This is a genomic window from Aggregatibacter segnis, from assembly GCF_003130075.1.
Classification (GTDB): Bacteria; Pseudomonadota; Gammaproteobacteria; order Enterobacterales; family Pasteurellaceae; genus Aggregatibacter; species Aggregatibacter segnis_A.
Window position 1 is genome coordinate 81,901 of the sequence record NZ_NRCW01000003.1, and the last position, 14,673, is coordinate 96,573.

Consider the following 14,673-nt stretch of genomic DNA (forward strand, 5'->3'; position numbering starts at 1 on the left):
GGTTTATATGAATTTCTTCGTTAATTGAGACTGTCAAATCTCCCCTAACCCCTCTTTGCTAAAGAGGGGGATTTCTTTAGCTGTTTAATTTATCTGGCTCATTTATGTCTCATTTTATTGATATTTCAATATTAAATTCGCGAGACGATATTCAAATTTTTTAACTTATTCCCCTCTTTAGCAAAGAGGGGTTAGGGGAGATTTGGCAGAAGATAAAATGAAAAAATTATTTATAGTAGGCTCGTTTTATTTAATCTCCACCACATCATAAATTTTTTCCAACTGACTGACCAACAAATCCAAAGTGCGGTCGGATTTTACGGTGAATTTTAACCGCACTTTGTCGTCAATCAGCTGCATATCCATTTGCGTCACGGTAAAACCGCGGTGGCGGACAACACGGAGAATGCGCTCTAATACTTCGGGGCGGTGTTGGGCGGTGAGTTCGATTTGCTGTTCCATGTGATTACTCCATACTTTCCAACATATCTGCGTTGCACGCGCCCGGCGGCACTAACGGCCACACGTTTTCATCGGAATGGATGCAAATATGTAATAAATAAGCTTCTTGACTGTTGAATAAACGTTCTAGCGCGGCGTCCACTTGGTGGGCGGAATCAATGCGTTCCCCTTTAATGCCGAAAGCTGAGGCGAGCACCACAAAATCCGGGTTGTCGTCTAGAATGGTGCTACTGTGACGGGCATTGAAGAAGAGAGATTGCCATTGGCGCACCATGCCGAGGCGTTGGTTATCCAATAACACGATTTTAATTGGGGCTTTGCCGCGACCAATGGAGCCAAGTTCTTGAATGTTCATCATGATGGAACCATCACCGCTGACTAAAATCACTTCATCTTCCGGGCGGGCTTTTTTCGCACCGATGGCGGCAGGCAAACCGAAACCCATGGTGCCGAAACCAGCGGAGGTAATGAAGTTTTCCGGGGCGTGATGTTGCACGTGTAATGCAGACCACATTTGATGTTGTCCCACATCGGTGACGACGATAGTTTCCGGTGTTTTTTTGCGTGAAATGCTGTTGAGCAACCATAACGGGTTGATGAGCTGTTCGCCGCTATGTTCGCCATAGCTGAACGCAAATTGTTGTTTATATTGTGCGACGGTTTGTTGCCAAGGGGCGATATCAAGCGGCACACTGAGACTTTCTAGCGTGGCGATTAGATGGCCGCGTAATGCTACATCTGGTCGGCGTAATTTGCCTAATTCAGCGCCGTCGATGTCCACATGAATCACTTTAGCGTGTGGCGCGAAGGTATCGAGTTTGCCAGTCACGCGGTCATCAAAACGTGCACCGAACACAAGCAATAAATCGGCTTCTTGTGTGGCGTAGTTAGCGGCTTTGGTGCCGTGCATACCGATCATGCCGAGATAATAAGGATCGTCAGGCGATACCGCGCCAAGCCCTTTTAAGGTTACGATGCTTGGCATTTGAGTCGTGTGTAAGAAATAACGCAATGCCGGTACGGCACCTGCCATACCCACACCTCCGCCGATATACGCCATCGGGTGTTTAGCGTGTTTTAATAACTCAAGCGCCTGGGTTAGTTGCTTGTCACAAAGTGCGGTGGTTTTGGGCGGCGAATTCACGATAGGTTTTGCCGTGGTTGTCGCAATTTGAACGTCTTTCGGCACATCGATCAAGACTGGGCCCGGTCTGCCACTTTTGGCAATTTCAAAGGCTTTGGCAATAATTTCCGGTAATTCGTCGATATTTTGTACGATAAAACTGTGTTTGGTGCAGGCGAGGGATAAGCCAAGTACATCTGCTTCCTGAAAGGCATCGGTACCGATAAGTGGAGAGGCAACTTGACCTGTAATGGCAACGATAGGAATGGAATCCATTAAGGCATCGCCTAAACCGGTGACCAAATTGGTTGCGCCGGGGCCCGAAGTGGCAATACATACGCCAACTTTGCCTGATGCACGCGCATAGCCAATAGCTGCCATGGCAGCACCTTGTTCGTTACGGCAAAGTAAATGGTCCAAGCCGGAATCGTAAATTGCATCATAGGTCGGCATGATGGCACCGCCGGGATAACCGAAAATGGTATCCACGTGATGTGCTTTTAAGCACTCGATGATTAAATTTGCACCGTTCATATTCTTCGCCGTTTTCAATTGTTAGGGAGTGATTTTTTTAGTGTGAAAGGTCTAATCTTTTATTACATTTCCTAAAAAAATTCAAGAAAACCTCAAATATTTTTATACAAAATTTGCTACCATTAGTCATTATGTCATTTGAGGTGAAAAATTATGCAAAAACTTCCTTATCGAGCCATCGTTTCGGATATGGATGGGACGTTACTTAACGGACATCATGTGGTCGGCGATTTTACCGCACACACCTTGGAACGTTTGTATGACAGCCAGGTTGATATTGTGCTGGCAACAGGGCGTAATTATTTCGATGTGTCCAGTATTTTGAAGAAAACCAAGGTGAAGGATGCGGTGCTGATTACTTCAAATGGCGCACAAGCGCATAACTTACAAGGAGAGTTGTTGCTAAATAATTCCTTACCGGAAGAGATTGCTTATCAAGTGATGAATTTGCCCTTTGACGATAAACGAGTCTGTGTGAACAGTTATCAGGCTGATGGCTGGTTTATCAACAAAGACATTCCTGAGCTTTATAAGTATCACAAAGATTCCGGTTTTGTGTACGATGTGGTGGATTTTAAGCAACATCACGGCAGAGATACTGAGAAAGTGTTTTTTATTGGAAAAGCGCAGGCAGATTTAGTGGAATTGGAACAGCGTATTCGTCGGGACTTCGGCGATAAAATCAGCATGACTTATTCCACGCCGATTTGCTTGGAAGTGATGAATAAAAATGTGTCAAAAGCCACCGCACTTGCGCAGGTAATTGAGCAACGGGAATACGGTTTGCAAGATTGTATTGCCTTTGGTGATGGGATGAATGACGTCGAAATGCTGGCGGAAGTGGGCAAGGGATGCATTATGGGAAATGCCGATCCGCGCTTAGTGCAGGCGTGTCCGCAATTAGAAGTTATCGGTCGCCATGGACATGAAGCCGTCGCGTCTTACCTTCGTGCGATTTTCGGGATTTATTAATGCCGTTGTTATCTTCTTTATTATGGATTAGTGGCGGTGCCGTGCTGGGTGCTTGCTTGCGTTGGGGCTTGGGCTTGTTTCTCAATCCATGGTTTAGCGCTTTTTCTTTTGGCACCTTGATCGCCAATTATTTAGGTTGTTTTATTATTGGTGTGTTGTTTGCCGTTTTTTGGTCTTTCCCATCACTTTCTTCGGAATGGAAACTCTTTTTAGTCACCGGATTTCTAGGCAGCTTGACCACCTTTTCAGCATTTTCGATCGAAGTGGTGGAAAATTTGTTGAACGGCAAGTTTTCTGTCGGCATCGGATTAATTGCTACCCATGTTTTTGGCTGTCTGCTTTTTACCGCCTGCGGTGTGTGGCTTATGCGTTGTGTGTTGAAGTAAAAAATGCCTGAATTTGCTGTAACACCGGTGAGCGAATATTGTCGGTTTCAAACAGAATTTCATGTTTTGCTCCGGCGATTTTTTTCAGACTGCCACACATGAAAAGTGCGGTGAGTTTTTCCAACGTTTTATTATTGACGATTTGTTCTTGTTCCGCCTCTAACACCAATACCGGCGTTTCGATGCGTGGCAATATTTTCGGCAAATGCTTAATGGCGATCAGACATAAATAGGCCCAACGGAAAGTCGGACCGCCCAAACGAATAGAAGGGTTTGCCAAATTAATTTCATTCATTCTTTGCATTCGCTTACTATCATGGCTTAACAAATTTTCCTGCACATCCACCGGTTTATAAGGCCCTTTACCAAACACATAACGCTTTCCTTGCCCAAATAACATCATAAGATTAAGCGCGATTTCATCCCGTATAGGGTGGCTTAATGGCATGCCAAAAAACGGCGCGGAAAAAACCGCACGTCTAATTTGGTGATCAAAATTCGCTAAATAGTAGGTTGAAATCAACGCACCTAAAGAATGGGCGAGCAAATATTGTTGCTCGTAGGGGTAAAGTGCGGTCAGATTTTCGATGATTTTTGCCATGTCTTGTGCATAAAACCGAAATTCGTCCAAATGCCCTTTTTCGCTGTCCGCTAACAGATGCTGTGAATAGCCCTGACCGCGATGATCAAACAGCAACACATCATATCCCTGCGCATAGAAATCTTGTGCAATTTCTGTCCATTTTTGGATGTTTTCCACCCGCCCATTAACTAAAATGACCAATTTATCGGCAATAGGCTGATGAACACAATATCGATAAGCCAATCGACAGCCACGTTGCCCATCAAGGTATTGTAGGGGAAATTGTTCGGCGAATTGGTGTAATGGGCTGTTCTCTATGTTGTGCATGGCAAATGAGTTGTTGAGGCAAAAGGATTCAAAATAAAAAGAGGAAAAAATAACCGCACTTTAAAGTACATCTCAAAAAGTGCATCTAAAGTGCGGTCGGTTTTCAGCGTGTTTTTAAATTATAAAACGTCAACGCAGTTTAAGTCTTCGAAAGATTGTTCTAAGCGTTTAGACATAGATTCTTCCATTTTGCGTAACCAAACGCGTGGGTCGTAGTATTTTTTGTTTGGTGCATCAGGACCTTCCGGGTTACCTAACTGACCTTGCAAATACGCTTCGTTCGCTTTGTAGAAGTTGAGAATACCATTCCAAGCCGCCCATTGGGTATCGGTGTCGATATTCATTTTAATTGCGCCGTAGCTAATCGCTTCACGAATTTCTTCGCGGCTAGAACCGGAACCACCGTGGAACACGAAGTTGATTGGTTTTGCCGGAAGATTGCGTTCTTTCGCCACGAATTCTTGGCTTGCACCTAAGATAGATGGTTTTAATTTTACGTTACCCGGTTTGTACACGCCGTGTACGTTACCGAATGCGGCTGCAACGGTAAAGTTCGGGCTGACCGGATTTAATTGGTCGTAAACATAAAGCACATCAGATGGTTGAGTGTAAAGACGAGATTCATCTACGCCGGAGTTGTCCACGCCATCTTCTTCACCACCGGTGATGCCGATTTCGATTTCAAGGGTCATGCCCATTTTGTCCATACGAGCAAGGTATTCACGGCAGATTGCCATGTTTTCTTCCATCGGCTCTTCGGAAAGGTCAAGCATGTGGGAAGAGAATAGTGGACGACCGGTTTCAGCGAAATGTTTTTCACCGGCTTCAAGTAAGCCATCGATCCATGGAAGTAATTTTTTCGCCGCGTGGTCGGTGTGTAAAATGACCGGTACGCCATATTCTTTGGCTAAAGTATGAACGTGTTTTGCGCCTGCAATCGCACCTAAAACGTCTGGACGTGCGCCGCTGGTCGGTTTGATGCCTTTGCCTGCGTAGAATGCGGCACCGCCATTAGAGAATTGAATAATTACCGGCGCTTTCACGCGGGCAGCCGTTTCTAATACGGCATTCACGGAGTCGGATCCTACGCAGTTTACGGCAGGAAGTGCGAAGCCGTGTTCTTTTGCGTATGCGAATACTTTTTGAACATCTTCACCGGTAAGCACGCCCGGTTTGACGATATCTAATAATTTAGCCATTTTCGTTTTTTCCTTTTGTGTTGGGTGGGTTGAACCCACCATTTGAAGAATTTGTTTTACATTTCTTATTGATAGCACGCATCAGGAGACACGTGCTATGACGATCTTACGCAGAAAAAGTGCGGTTAGTTTTTCGCTCGTTTTTCGAGGATTTCTACTGCCGGTAACACTTTACCTTCGACGAATTCTAGGAAAGCACCGCCACCGGTAGAGATGTAGGAAATTTTATCTGCGATACCGAATAGGTCGATAGCAGCAAGCGTATCACCACCGCCTGCAATGGAGAACGCATCGCTGTTAGCAATGGCGTGAGAAATGATTTCTGTTCCTTTGCGGAAGTTCGGGAATTCAAATACACCCACCGGGCCGTTCCATAAAACGGTTTTCGCATTTTTGATGATTTCTGCTAATTGTTCTGCAGATTTATCACCGATATCGAAAATAGATTCATCATCTTTCACTTCGGTCACAGATTTTTCTGTCGCCGGTGCCGTTTCGGAGAATTCAGTCCCTACGCGAACATCTACTGGCACAGGAATGTCTGTGCTTGCCGCTAATTCTTTAGCAACCGGGATTAAATCGGCTTCATATAAGGATTTACCCACGTTATGACCAGCGGCAGCAATGAAGGTGTTGGCGATACCGCCACCCACGATAATTTGGTCGGCAATTTTAGAAAGTGAGTTTAACACTTCTAATTTGGTAGAAACTTTAGAACCACCCACGATAGCCACCATTGGACGTGCAGGTTCTTTTAACGCTTTACCTAACGCATCTAATTCTGCAGCAAGCAATGGACCTGCACAGGCAACCGGTGCAAATTCTGCAACGCCGTAAGTTGATGCTTGCGCACGGTGAGCTGTACCAAAGGCATCCATGATGAACACATCACAAAGTGCGGCGTATTTTTTACCTAATTCAGGATCATTTTTCTTTTCGCCTTTGTTGACGCGCACGTTTTCTAATACCACGATTTCACCGGTGTTCACTTCAACACCGTCAAGGTAATCGCGTACTAAGCGTACCGGAACATCAAGATGTTCATTTAAATAATCAACAACAGGTTGGAGGGAATCTTCAGGTTTGAATTCACCTTCGGTTGGGCGACCTAAGTGAGAGGTCACCATCACTTTTGCGCCTTTTTCCAAGGCTAATTTTAAGGTTGGGATGGTGGCACGGATACGCGCATCAGATGTAACTTTACCGTCTTTTACCGGCACGTTTAGGTCGGCACGGATAAATACGCGTTTACCATTCAAATCTAAATCGGTCATTTTAATTACTGACATAATTTACCTCTTTTTACTGGTTAAAATTAAAAATAAAAACTGTTGGCATTATACCCGTAACTGAGTAGTTTGTAACCTGAATTCAAGGGCTCAAATTCAGGATTACACATTTCATTGATCCATGTCGAATTATTGGATTAATAACCGGTTCGGCTGCTTGGGCAATCCATAATTTGCCAGTTTAAATCGTAACAAATAAAGAGCTCGTTACGTGCGGCGCCCAGGTAAACATCCTTTAATTGCGGGTTGTTTTTTCGCATCCATTTAAACAGTTCGGTGCTGCTTAATTCATAGTTCGGTAGCTTCAAAGTGCGGTATAAATTTTTGATCTTTTCAAAATAATCTTGCGCATTGTTAAACATGCACGCGCCGTGTTTTTCCCACTCGCCTTGTAATAAGCCGGCGCTCGGCACTTCAGGCAAATAGCGCTCAATCAGATCTTGCGGTAATTTTGGCAAATCGCCCTGACAAAAGCGCGGGTGATCGGAGACTCTTCGGGCTTGTTTGTTTTGTGACCATAATCCATGCACAATCCAACCGAATTGTTGGGTTAAGCCGCATTGATATTGCAAAGAGGTCGGTAAATTATCACCGTATTGTTGACGTTGTCGTTCACAAAATGCCGGCGACCAAGATAACACGAGGGTGTAATAATCGGTTTGAGCCTGTTTATTTTGCCCGATAGGATCGTTTTTCATGACGTAATCGTAATTACGATCAACAACCACCTCCGCCGCTTGTTTCTGTTGGGAAAAATAATACCAACCGGCAAGTAAAAACATTAAAAATGCCACCACAAAAAAAGACTGTAGCAACATACGTTTCTCGTTCATAAAATTCCTTTCACTTTGTTAACGTATTGATTATAATCCGACCCTTTCATTTTCCCCGAGGACGCTATGGCTCTACTCATCACTGACAAATGCACGAATTGCGATATGTGCTTGCCGGAATGCCCGAATGAAGCAATTTCAATCGGCGATGAGATCTATGTCATCGATCCCGAACTCTGCACCGAATGTGTCGGTCACTACGACACGCCCACCTGTCAAAAAGTTTGCCCTATTAGCAAATGTATTATCACCGACCCGGATCACGTGGAAAACGAAGAACAGCTGTGGGAACGTTTTGTGTTAATTCACCACGGGGACAAACTGTAACGCGTTTGAACGTGCGGTGAAAAAAGAGGGCGTTTTTACCCGCCCTAACTTTTCTCGTTTTATCTAAAATACCATTTCGCCAGCAAAATTCCGGCATTGACCGATACGTTTAAGCCATTTTTCAGTGGGCTGGCAAACGCCAAACGAACCTGCTCATCGCTTTTCTCTGATAAAGCCTCTGTAGAACCTTCGCTCAGTACAAAAACCGTTTTATTTTTTAACCGTACTTTATCCAATGCTGTGGCGTTTTCATCGCTGCTCACGTGAAGGATTTGATAACCGGCTTGGCGTAATTGAGAAAGCGCATTGCGGGAGTCATTGGTCTCCAATACACGCACATATTCCGCACCGCCTTCTGCAACGCGTAAGGTCACGGCAGAATTGAGGCTTTCAGCGTTTTCTACCACAATATTTTTCACCCCGAAAAAGGCGCAAGTACGTAAAATACCGCCAATGTTTTGTGCGTTGTTCACATTATCTAACAACACCAAGCAATCTTCTTGATGCGGCACATCGAGATAGCCTTGCAACGTAAACGGATGCGTTTTTTTCACCAACATACAAATGCCACCGTGGTGTTCTGTGCCGCTGACTTTGATCATCTCGTCGTTGTCCACAATGTGATACACCTTTTTATTAGTGGCTAAATAACTGCAAATATCCCCAATTTTATGCGCCATTTGTACGGTTGCCCACAAGCGCACAATGCTTCCCGGGCGTTGTTGAAATAAGGCTAAACACGCATTTTCACCATACACTTTCATTTCTTCTGCGCGATTCTTTTTGATTTTTTCCGGTGCGCGTGGTGACAATGGGCCGGTCTTTTTCTCTCTCGGCTTATCATCGAAACGACTGCTTTTGACGGTGACTTTCACGTTGCCTTCCGCACCACCGGCTTTTTTCATGGTGCTTTCGGCAATGTGTAAGGTTTTTTCTTGGCTTTCAGCGCGTTTAAATTTCGGCTTAGTATTTCTGTCGTTATCTCGCTCTCTGCGAAATTCTTGGCGAGAATCGGTTTTTGAGGAGGCAAAGTGCGGTCGATTTTTATCGCGTTTTTGACGGTCGTCACCGACACTGCGTTCGGAAAAAGTACGGTTGTTTGATTTGAAAGTCGGTTTGTTTGAATTTTGGTTCATAGTTATGTTGCCGATAGGGTGGATGAATGGAATAAATTTGCGCTGTTGGCAATAAATTTGTGAGCATTATAACGAAAACCAGCCTTTTTTCTACCAAGGGGAGCGATAAATATTGTAAACTATCGCCCCAATTAGGTTCCGACTCATTGAGTACAACAGAGAACAAATTTTATGTTTAGAGATAAGACAAAACGGGCTCAGAAGCGTCTTGAAAGCCTGCCATGTTTAGCTTTACAGGCGGAACAAGTTGAATTTATTTACAGCCCAATGGCATTTAAAAATGAAATTATTCAACTGATCAGACAGGCGAAAACGCGTATTTTTGTGACCGCACTTTACTGGCAAAATGACGAAGCCGGACAAGAAATTCTCGATGAAATTTACCGTGCTAAACAAGATAAGCCTGAACTTGAAGTGAAAATTTTAATTGACTGGCATCGTGCACAGCGCAATTTATTAGGGGCGGAAAAGAGTGCGACCAATGCCGATTGGTATTGCGAACAACGCCAAAAATATCAACTTGCCGATGACCCGAATCTATTTTTCGGCGTGCCGATCAATACGCGCGAAGTGTTCGGCGTGTTGCACATCAAAGGCTTTGTTTTTGACGATACCGTGCTTTACAGTGGCGCCAGTATTAATAACGTGTATTTGCAACAAAATGAAAAATACCGTTACGACCGTTATCAAAAAATCACCCATCCGCAATTAGCCGACAGCATGGTGGCCTTTATTCGCGACTTTTTGTTGAATAGCGATGTGGTGTTGCCGTTAGATAGCGTTAATCGTCCGAAAACCAAAGAACTTCGACAAAATATCCGTCATTTCAGAAAAAATCTTGCACTTAATGGGCAATATAAACTGTCAAGTGCGGTTGATTTTGGCAACGAATTAACGGTAACACCGTTGTTTGGTTTAGGTGGTGCGGGCAATGTATTGAATTGCACGATCGAAGATTTATTTCAGCTGGTTGATGAAAAGCTAACTATTTGTACGCCGTATTTTAATTTCCCGCGGACATTGCAACAAAAAATCCGCCATTTGCTACGTAAAGGCAAAAAAATCGAAATTATTGTGGGCGATAAAGTAGCAAATGATTTCTACATTCCACCGGAACAACCCTTCAAAATGGTGGGGGCATTGCCTTATTTGTATGAAAACAATTTACGCCGCTTCAGCAAAAAGTTTGAACGTGAAATGGCACAAGGTCAGCTAACCATTCGGACCTGGAAAGATGGTACGAACACCTATCATCTAAAGGGCGTTTGGATTGACGATAATTATATTTTGTTGACCGGCAATAATTTGAATCCGCGTGCGTGGCGATTGGATGCGGAAAATGGTTTATTTATTCATGATCCGAAACAACAACTGTTACCTCAAGTGGTTCAGGAATTAGATTGTATTCGCCAACATACGACGGTGCTTCAACATTACACCGAGTTAGAAGAAATGAAGCAATATCCGGCACCGGTGCAAAAATTATTGAAAAAATTTGCCCGTATTAAAGCGGACAAATTAGTGAAGATGATTTTGTAATCACATTGTAAGTGCATTTACACTCAATATAAAAAAGGATTGTCAGTGAATGACAATCCTTTTTTCGTGATAAACGTCGTGAAAAGAGACCGCACTTTGGGTTGTTTAAGTGCGGTAGAAAAATAAAATGTTTTTAACCTTTCGCCAAAATCCCTTTCAGGAAGCGCGCGGTATGCGAACCTTCTACGTTAGCGACCTGCTCCGGCGTACCGGTGGCGATAATTTGTCCGCCGCCGCTACCGCCTTCGGGACCGAGATCCACAATCCAGTCAGCAGTTTTAATCACATCTAAATTGTGCTCAATGACCACGATGGTATTACCCTGATCGCGCAAGCGGTGCAACACGGAGAGCAGTTGTTTGATGTCGGCAAAGTGTAGCCCGGTGGTGGGTTCGTCCAGAATATACAGGGTTTTGCCCGTATCCCGTTTAGAGAGTTCCGTTGCCAATTTCACCCGTTGTGCCTCACCACCGGAAAGGGTGGTGGAGGATTGACCTAAGCGAATGTAAGACAAGCCTACATCCATGAGGGTTTGCAGTTTGCGCGCAATCATCGGAACTGCATCGAAAAATTCGCGCGCCTCTTCCACGGTCATATCCAACACTTGATGAATGGTTTTGCCTTTGTAGCGAATTTCCAAGGTTTCACGGTTGTAGCGTTTGCCTTTACATTGGTCACAAGGCACATACACATCCGGCAGGAAGTGCATTTCCACTTTGATTACGCCGTCGCCCTGACAGGCTTCGCAACGCCCGCCGCGTACGTTAAAACTGAAACGTCCCGGATTGTAGCCGCGTGCTCGGGCTTCCGGTACGCCGGCGAACAGCTCACGAATCGGGGTAAATACGCTGGTGTAGGTTGCCGGGTTAGAACGCGGTGTACGGCCAATCGGGCTTTGGTCAATGTCGATAACTTTGTCGAAGAATTCAAAACCTTCAATGGATTTATACGGCGCAGCCTCCGCATTTTCGGCGCGGTTTAATGCGTTTTGAGCAATCGGGAACAAGGTATCGTTAATCAACGTGGATTTGCCTGAGCCGGACACGCCGGTGACACAGGTAAATAATCCGACCGGAATCTCTAAGTTGACGTTTTTCAGGTTATTGCCTGATGCACCGAACAACTTGAGTGTTTTTTTCTTATCAAGTGCGGTACGTTTTTTCGGTATTTCGATTTTTTCCGCGCCGGATAAGAATTTACCCGTAAGCGAGTTTGGATTTTGCATGATGTGTTGCGCTGTACCTTCGGCAATGACATTGCCACCATGTACACCTGCGCCCGGGCCAATATCGATAATGTGGTCGGCGCTTAAAATCGCATCTTCATCGTGTTCCACCACAATCACAGTGTTGCCGAGATTTCGTAAGTGAATCAAGGTATTGAGCAAGCGTTCATTATCCCGTTGATGCAAACCGATAGACGGTTCATCCAACACATACATCACACCAACCAAGCCTGCGCCGATTTGGCTAGCAAGACGAATGCGTTGCGCTTCACCGCCTGAAAGGGTTTCGGCGGAGCGGGAAAGGGAAAGATAATTCAAGCCCACATTCACCAAAAATTGTAACCGCTCTTTGATTTCTTTCAGAATCTTCTCGGCAATTTGCGCTTTTTGTCCGCTCAGTTGTAGCTCTCCAAAAAAGCTCAAGGCTTCCCCGATGCTTTTCTCCGAGACATCAGGCAGATTGGTTTGCTCAATATAAACGTTACGCGCCTCGGGACGCAGACGCGAACCGCCACAATCGGCGCAAGGGCGATTGCTGATGTGTTTAGCAAGTTCTTCGCGCACGGACATGGATTCCGTTTCTTTATAACGGCGCGCCATGTTGTTCAAAATGCCTTCAAAGACATGGTGGCGCAACACCACATCGCCGCGATCGTTCATGTATTGGAATTCGATTTCTTCCTTGCCGGAACCGTGCAAAATAATCTGTTGAATTTTTTTCGGCAGTTCTTCAAAAGGCGTTTCAATATCGAAATGGTAGTGTTTCGCTAGGGACGTGAGCATTTGGTAATAATAGAAATTACGACGATCCCAGCCTTTAATAGCGCCATTGGCAAGGGAAATACTCGGATTTTGCACCACGCGTTTTTCATCGAAATATTGTTGTACGCCCAAACCATCACAAGTCGGGCACGCACCGGCGGGGTTATTAAAGGAGAAGAGACGAGGTTCCAGTTCCGGTACGGAATAGCCACAGTGCGGACAGGCAAAGTTGGCAGAGAACACCAGTTCTTCTGCTTTCGGATCGTCCATATACGCGACGACCGCCGTGCCGCCGGAAAGCTCGAGCGTGGTTTCAAAGGATTCCGCCAATCTTGTGGCTAAATCCGACCGCACTTTAAAGCGATCTACCACCACTTCGATGGTATGTTTTTTCTGTAATTCCAGTTTCGGCGGATCGGATAAATCACAAATCTCACCATCAATACGGGCGCGAATGTAACCTTGTGCGGCAATTTGTTGCAATAATTTAACGTGTTCCCCTTTGCGCTCTTTTACCACCGGCGCCAACAACATCATTTTGCTTTCTTCCGGCAGAGAAAGCACTTTATCCACCATTTGGCTGATGGTTTGCGCCGTGAGTGGCACATTGTGATGAGGACAGCGCGGCTCGCCCACGCGGGCAAACAACAAACGCAAGTAATCGTGAATTTCGGTAATGGTGCCTACCGTTGAACGTGGGTTGTGTGAGGTGGATTTTTGCTCAATAGAAATAGCCGGTGAAAGCCCTTCAATATGGTCCACATCGGGTTTTTCCATTAATGACAAAAATTGACGCGCATAGGCGGACAAGGATTCCACATAACGGCGTTGCCCTTCAGCATACAGCGTGTCAAAAGCCAAAGAAGATTTGCCTGAGCCGGATAAGCCGGTAATGACGATTAATTTATCACGGGGAATAGTTAAGTTAATATTTTTCAGATTGTGGGTTCTTGCACCACGAATATCGATGGTATCCATAATAGATTTTATAAATGAAAGAAGTGTAAATTTGCGACAATTATCGCATATTCCCAAATAACTGTGCAAATATCCAGTTAATTTTGTTGAAGGCGTGGATTTATTCCAAATTTTCAGGCAGAATAGAGCAAATTTTTTTACAGCAAAATTGAATAAAGAAGAGGATATTATGGCTGGAGTAAATAAAGTCATTATTGTTGGTAACTTAGGTAACGATCCTGAAATTCGCACCATGCCGAACGGCGAAGCGGTTGCCAACATTACCGTTGCCACCAGTGAAAGCTGGAATGATAAAAATACTGGCGAACGTCGTGAAGTGACCGAATGGCACCGCATTGTGTTCTATCGTCGTCAGGCGGAAGTGGCGGGCGAATACCTACGCAAAGGCTCTAAAGTTTATGTTGAAGGGCGTTTAAGAACCCGCAAATGGCAAGACCAAAACGGCCAAGATCGCTACACCACCGAAATTCAAGGCGATGTTTTACAAATGTTAGACAGCCGCTCTGATCGTCAATCCGGCGGCTACGCACCGGCAGCACAGCCAAGCTACCCAAGCCAATCACAAAGCGCGCCACGTGCAACACCGGCAAGCAAACCGGCAGCCGAAGCACCGATGGATAACTTTGATGATGATATTCCGTTCTAACGAATAAAGCACAAAAATGATAAAGGGTCTGATGTTATGTCAGACCCTTTCTTTTTTTGTCGTAGAGAATGAGGGTATTTTCTTGCGCAAAAGTGCGGTCATTTTTCAGCGTGTTTTTCCAACTTGAATATCGCAAATTTTGACCGCACTTTTTTTATCGTAATAAGAAAATAGGGCATTTTAGGGCGCAAGTATGCAATCACCGGATACTGCGACATTTCCAACGTAAGAGGCTTTTGTAAGGCGTTTGCTCATTGATTAATCCTTAGAAAAATAGGCACAAACGTGGACGTTTGCGCCATCGGAGGGGTACAAGTTAGTGATGAAAAAATTTATAATGCACAAGTTATTT

General features: G+C 44.8%; 13 protein-coding genes. 5 read left to right on the top strand and 8 right to left on the bottom strand.

The features are described from left to right. Positions 1 to 246: 246 nt before the first annotated feature. Positions 247 to 462 (bottom strand): acetolactate synthase 2 small subunit, encoded by a 216-nt coding sequence (gene ilvM / locus DK415_RS04285; protein WP_109432602.1) that lies wholly within the window; start codon positions 460 to 462, stop codon positions 247 to 249. Between the two features lie 4 nt (positions 463 to 466). Continuing rightward, complete coding sequence (gene ilvG, locus DK415_RS04290) at positions 467 to 2,119, bottom strand: acetolactate synthase 2 catalytic subunit (protein ID WP_109432603.1); 1,653 nt, start codon at positions 2,117 to 2,119, stop codon at positions 467 to 469. A gap of 153 nt (positions 2,120 to 2,272) precedes the next feature. Here ilvG and DK415_RS04295 point away from each other — a divergent pair, with 153 nt between their 5' ends. Then, positions 2,273 to 3,091, top strand: a complete 819-nt coding sequence (locus DK415_RS04295) for a Cof-type HAD-IIB family hydrolase (protein WP_109432604.1) — start codon at positions 2,273 to 2,275, stop codon at positions 3,089 to 3,091. Then, the gene (gene crcB / locus DK415_RS04300; protein ID WP_109432605.1) at positions 3,091 to 3,477 is read left to right on the top strand and encodes a fluoride efflux transporter CrcB; all 387 of its coding nucleotides are present in this window, start codon (positions 3,091 to 3,093) and stop codon (positions 3,475 to 3,477) included. The genes DK415_RS04295 and crcB overlap by 1 nt, the downstream gene beginning before the upstream one ends. Here crcB and DK415_RS04305 read toward each other — a convergent pair. The 4 genes from DK415_RS04305 to DK415_RS04320 form a co-directional block, all read right to left on the bottom strand. Then, positions 3,455 to 4,387, bottom strand: a complete 933-nt coding sequence (locus DK415_RS04305) for an alpha/beta fold hydrolase (protein ID WP_420884509.1) — start codon at positions 4,385 to 4,387, stop codon at positions 3,455 to 3,457. The two genes, crcB and DK415_RS04305, sit on opposite strands and share 23 nt — an antisense overlap. A gap of 119 nt (positions 4,388 to 4,506) precedes the next feature. Next, positions 4,507 to 5,586 (bottom strand): class II fructose-bisphosphate aldolase, encoded by a 1,080-nt coding sequence (fbaA, locus tag DK415_RS04310; protein ID WP_109128352.1) that lies wholly within the window; start codon positions 5,584 to 5,586, stop codon positions 4,507 to 4,509. Positions 5,587 to 5,711: 125 nt separating this feature from the next. Next, positions 5,712 to 6,875: a phosphoglycerate kinase gene (gene pgk / locus DK415_RS04315; RefSeq protein WP_109432606.1), complete on the bottom strand. Its 1,164-nt coding sequence runs from the start codon at positions 6,873 to 6,875 to the stop codon at positions 5,712 to 5,714. Between the two features lie 137 nt (positions 6,876 to 7,012). Then, a complete protein-coding gene (locus DK415_RS04320; RefSeq protein ID WP_109432607.1) occupies positions 7,013 to 7,708 on the bottom strand; it encodes a ribonuclease T2 family protein in 696 nt (231 codons plus the stop codon). A 66-nt stretch (positions 7,709 to 7,774) separates the two neighbouring features. Here DK415_RS04320 and DK415_RS04325 point away from each other — a divergent pair, with 66 nt between their 5' ends. Continuing rightward, positions 7,775 to 8,035 carry a YfhL family 4Fe-4S dicluster ferredoxin gene (locus tag DK415_RS04325; protein ID WP_109432608.1) on the top strand — a complete coding sequence of 87 codons (261 nt, stop codon included), beginning with the start codon at positions 7,775 to 7,777 and terminating at the stop codon, positions 8,033 to 8,035. A gap of 59 nt (positions 8,036 to 8,094) precedes the next feature. Here the strand turns inward: DK415_RS04325 and DK415_RS04330 are convergent, their stop codons facing one another. After that, on the bottom strand, positions 8,095 to 9,171 hold the full coding sequence (locus DK415_RS04330; RefSeq protein ID WP_109432609.1) for a tRNA/rRNA methyltransferase: 1,077 nt from the start codon (positions 9,169 to 9,171) through the stop codon (positions 8,095 to 8,097). 171 nt (positions 9,172 to 9,342) lie between these two features. On the opposite strand from DK415_RS04330, the gene pssA reads away from it, so the two are divergent. After that, positions 9,343 to 10,710, top strand: a complete 1,368-nt coding sequence (pssA, locus tag DK415_RS04335; RefSeq protein WP_109432610.1) for a CDP-diacylglycerol--serine O-phosphatidyltransferase — start codon at positions 9,343 to 9,345, stop codon at positions 10,708 to 10,710. A 133-nt stretch (positions 10,711 to 10,843) separates the two neighbouring features. Here the strand turns inward: pssA and uvrA are convergent, their stop codons facing one another. Further along, positions 10,844 to 13,675 (bottom strand): excinuclease ABC subunit UvrA, encoded by a 2,832-nt coding sequence (gene uvrA, locus DK415_RS04340; RefSeq protein WP_109432611.1) that lies wholly within the window; start codon positions 13,673 to 13,675, stop codon positions 10,844 to 10,846. A 169-nt stretch (positions 13,676 to 13,844) separates the two neighbouring features. On the opposite strand from uvrA, the gene DK415_RS04345 reads away from it, so the two are divergent. Beyond that, positions 13,845 to 14,321, top strand: a complete 477-nt coding sequence (locus DK415_RS04345) for a single-stranded DNA-binding protein (RefSeq protein ID WP_109432612.1) — start codon at positions 13,845 to 13,847, stop codon at positions 14,319 to 14,321. Positions 14,322 to 14,673: the final 352 nt, after the last annotated feature.

Bases quoted from the DNA above. Each gene is read 5' to 3' on its own strand.
- ilvM (WP_109432602.1), bottom strand. From the start codon at position 462: ATGGAACAGCAAATCGAACTCACCGCCCAACACCGCCCCGAAGTATTA.
- ilvG (WP_109432603.1), bottom strand. From the start codon at position 2,119: ATGAACGGTGCAAATTTAATCATCGAGTGCTTAAAAGCACATCACGTG.
- DK415_RS04295 (WP_109432604.1), top strand. From the start codon at position 2,273: ATGCAAAAACTTCCTTATCGAGCCATCGTTTCGGATATGGATGGGACG.
- crcB (WP_109432605.1), top strand. From the start codon at position 3,091: ATGCCGTTGTTATCTTCTTTATTATGGATTAGTGGCGGTGCCGTGCTG.
- DK415_RS04305 (WP_420884509.1), bottom strand. From the start codon at position 4,387: ATGCACAACATAGAGAACAGCCCATTACACCAATTCGCCGAACAATTT.
- fbaA (WP_109128352.1), bottom strand. From the start codon at position 5,586: ATGGCTAAATTATTAGATATCGTCAAACCGGGCGTGCTTACCGGTGAA.
- pgk (WP_109432606.1), bottom strand. From the start codon at position 6,875: ATGTCAGTAATTAAAATGACCGATTTAGATTTGAATGGTAAACGCGTA.
- DK415_RS04320 (WP_109432607.1), bottom strand. From the start codon at position 7,708: ATGAACGAGAAACGTATGTTGCTACAGTCTTTTTTTGTGGTGGCATTT.
- DK415_RS04325 (WP_109432608.1), top strand. From the start codon at position 7,775: ATGGCTCTACTCATCACTGACAAATGCACGAATTGCGATATGTGCTTG.
- DK415_RS04330 (WP_109432609.1), bottom strand. From the start codon at position 9,171: ATGAACCAAAATTCAAACAAACCGACTTTCAAATCAAACAACCGTACT.
- pssA (WP_109432610.1), top strand. From the start codon at position 9,343: ATGTTTAGAGATAAGACAAAACGGGCTCAGAAGCGTCTTGAAAGCCTG.
- uvrA (WP_109432611.1), bottom strand. From the start codon at position 13,675: ATGGATACCATCGATATTCGTGGTGCAAGAACCCACAATCTGAAAAAT.
- DK415_RS04345 (WP_109432612.1), top strand. From the start codon at position 13,845: ATGGCTGGAGTAAATAAAGTCATTATTGTTGGTAACTTAGGTAACGAT.